Here is a 2,704-nt window from a genome sequence, read left to right on the forward strand (position 1 = left end):
GCGTGCTGCTGGCCTGCACCAAGCCAGGCGATGTCGTTCTTGATCCGTTCTTCGGGACGGGGACGACCGGCGCGGTAGCCAAGCGGCTCGGGCGGCGGTGGATCGGGATCGAGCGCGAGGCTGCCTATGTCGACGTCGCCCGGCGGCGGATCGCGGCGAGCCTGCCGCTCGACGAAAGCGCGATGACGATCATGGCCGACAAGCGCGCCGCGCCGCGCGTCGCGTTCGGCGTGCTGGTTGAGAGCGGAATGATTGCGCCGGGCACGATGCTGGTCGACGCTAAGCGCCGCTGGACCGCGAGCGTCCGCGCCGATGGGTCGATCGAATGCGACGGCAAGGCGGGGTCGATCCACAAGGTCGGGGCGGCGCTGCAAGGCGCGCCGTCGTGCAATGGCTGGACCTTCTGGCACATCGAGCAGGGCGGGGCGCTGGCCGAGATCGATACGCTCCGCCAGGCACATCTCGCCAGCTTGTCGTGAGCCCCGCGAAGCCGTAACCGCTCGCCACCACCAACGGCGGGCGATCCCATGGCTGCGTTCAAAACTCTCGACGACCTTCCCGACGATTTGACCGGCAAGCGCGTTCTGGTCCGCGTCGACTTTAACGTGCCGTTTCAGGCCGGTGCGATCAGCGACGATACGCGGCTGCGCAGCGCGGTGCCGACCATCGCCGAGCTGTCCGACCGCCACGCGATCGTGCTGCTGCTGTCGCATTTCGGGCGGCCCAAGGGTCAGACCCGGCCCGACATGAGCCTGGCCCTACTGGTCCGCCCGCTCGCCGAGCTGACCGGTCGGCCGGTGCGGTTCATCGAGGACTGCCAGGGGCCCGAGGCAGCGCGGGCGGTGACCACGATGATGGCCGGGTCGATCGGCATTCTCGAGAACACCCGCTTCCACCTTGGCGAGGAGACCAATGATCCCGCGCTGGCCAAGGCGATGGCCGCGCTGAGCGATTATTATGTCGACGACGCTTTCTCCGCCGCGCACCGCGCCCATGCCTCGACCGAGGGCATTACTCATTATCTGCCGTCGTTTGCGGGGCGGGCGATGGAGGCTGAACTGATCGCGCTGGAGAAAGCGCTGGGCAACCCCGAACGACCGGTCGCGGCGGTAGTCGGTGGGGCGAAAGTCTCGTCGAAGCTGGCGGTGCTGGGCCATCTGGTGAGCAAGGTCGACCATCTGATCATCGGCGGCGGGATGGCCAATACCTTCCTCGCGGCGCGGGGCGTGAATGTCGGCAAGTCGCTGTGCGAGCATGATCTGGTCGGGGAGGCGGAGGCGATCTTTGCCAAGGCGGAGGCGGCGAACTGCACCATCCATTTGCCCTATGACGTGGTCGTGGCGAAGGAATTCGCGGCCAATCCGCCCAGCTTGCGGACCGTCAATGTCCACGAGGTCGCGGCGGATGAGATGATCCTCGACATCGGGCCGGCGGCGGTGGAGGCTCTGTCCGACGTGCTCAAGAATTGCCGCACTCTGGTGTGGAACGGTCCACTCGGCGCGTTCGAGACACCGCCGTTCGACGCTGCGACGGTCGCGTTGGCGAAGACCGCGGCGGCACTGACCCAGGACGGCAGCCTGGTTTCGGTCGCCGGTGGCGGGGACACCGTCGCGGCGCTCAACCATGCCGGGGTCGCGCGCGACTTCACCTTCGTCTCGACCGCCGGCGGGGCGTTCCTCGAGTGGATGGAAGGAAAGACGCTTCCCGGCGTCGCTGCCCTGCAACGGGGCTGACGTCGGGCAGGTGGTTGCCGCGTCAGGGTGGCCTCGCTAAACGGCGCCGCATAGGTATGCAGCGACGAGGATTTCTCATGACCGCCGACCACAATGCGATGCTCGCCCAGATCGAAAAGGGCGACGGTTTCATCGCCGCCCTCGACCAGTCGGGCGGATCGACGCCTGGTGCGCTCAAGGGCTATGGCATTGGCGAGGACCGTTTCTCGACCGACGAGGAGATGTTCGCGCTGATCCACGCTATGCGCGAGCGGGTGATGACCTCGCCCTGCTTCACTGGCGAGAAGGTGATCGGCGCGATCCTGTTCGAGCGGACCATGGACGGGCAGGCGGGCGGCAAGCCGGTCGCGGAATTGCTGTGGGAGCGCGGCGTTGTGCCGTTCCTCAAGGTCGACAAGGGGCTTGAGGAGGAGCGCGACGGAGTCAAGCTGATGAAGCCGATCGGCGGGCTTGGCGAATTGCTCGACCGGGCGAAGGCCAAGGGCATTTTCGGGACCAAGATGCGGTCGGTGATCGAGCGCGCCAACCCGGCCGGGATCGCGGCGATCGTGGCGCAGCAGTTCGCGGTGGCGAGCGAGATCAATGCCCATGGCCTGATGCCGATCATCGAACCCGAAGTGTCAATCAAGAGCCCCGAGCGGGCCGAGTGCGACAGCATTTTGCTGGCGGAACTGAGCAAGGCGCTCGACGCGCTGCCGGCAGGTGAGCGGGTGATGCTCAAGCTGACCATCCCGGTTCAGGCGAATCTGTTCAAGCCGCTGGTCAACCATCCCAAGGTGCTGAAGGTCGTCGCGCTGTCGGGCGGGTTCAGCCGGGCGGAGGCCTGTGCCGAACTGGCCAAGAACCAGGGCATGATCGCCAGCTTCTCGCGCGCCTTGCTCAACGAATTGCGCGACGAGATGAGCGATCACGAGTTTAATGCGTCGCTGGGCGGCGCGATCGACGAGATCCACGCGGCGTCGGTGGCGTAG

The 2,704-nt window shown here is 66.6% G+C and carries 3 protein-coding genes; all 3 read left to right on the forward strand.

What is annotated here, in order from left to right:
- Positions 1–479: site-specific DNA-methyltransferase (locus RMN84_RS04815; RefSeq protein ID WP_309611065.1), on the forward strand; the 479-nt coding region annotated here is incomplete at its 5' end.
- A 48-nt stretch (positions 480–527) separates the two neighbouring features.
- Positions 528–1,733 (forward strand): phosphoglycerate kinase, encoded by a 1,206-nt coding sequence (locus RMN84_RS04820; RefSeq protein WP_309611066.1) that lies wholly within the window; start codon positions 528–530, stop codon positions 1,731–1,733.
- Positions 1,734–1,810: 77 nt separating this feature from the next.
- Positions 1,811–2,704, forward strand: a complete 894-nt coding sequence (locus tag RMN84_RS04825) for a fructose bisphosphate aldolase (RefSeq protein ID WP_405051439.1) — start codon at positions 1,811–1,813, stop codon at positions 2,702–2,704.

The organism is Sphingomonas sp., from assembly GCF_031380695.1.
GTDB lineage: Bacteria > Pseudomonadota > Alphaproteobacteria > Sphingomonadales > Sphingomonadaceae > Sphingomicrobium.